1 rRNA gene is annotated in these 352 nt (G+C 41.2%); it reads left to right on the plus strand.

Going from position 1 to position 352, the window contains the following annotated elements:
• Positions 1-212: 212 nt before the first annotated feature.
• Positions 213-352 (plus strand): 16S ribosomal RNA (locus tag EES38_RS22045); the annotation flags it as partial.

Below are 352 nucleotides of genomic sequence, written 5' to 3' on the forward strand. Positions count from 1 at the left end.
GCTCTTTAACAATATAAACCTATCAATCTGTGTGGGCACTCGTCGGATAAACATCCAAAAGATTTTATCAATGATACGAGTGACCAAATCGAACAGGATTTCTTTTTAAGAATGAATGTTTGGCACAGTCAATTCAACATTACATTACTTTTAATTAAGTAGTGCATGTTATCAGTATTCATTGAGCCGACACTTCGGTGTCACAAAAACTTTAATTGAAGAGTTTGATCATGGCTCAGATTGAACGCTGGCGGCAGGCCTAACACATGCAAGTCGAGCGGTAACAGAAAGAAGCTTGCTTCTTTGCTGACGAGCGGCGGACGGGTGAGTAATGCCTGGGAAATTGCCCTGA

The sequence above is a fragment of the Vibrio viridaestus genome, from assembly GCF_003856525.1.
GTDB lineage: Bacteria > Pseudomonadota > Gammaproteobacteria > Enterobacterales > Vibrionaceae > Vibrio > Vibrio viridaestus.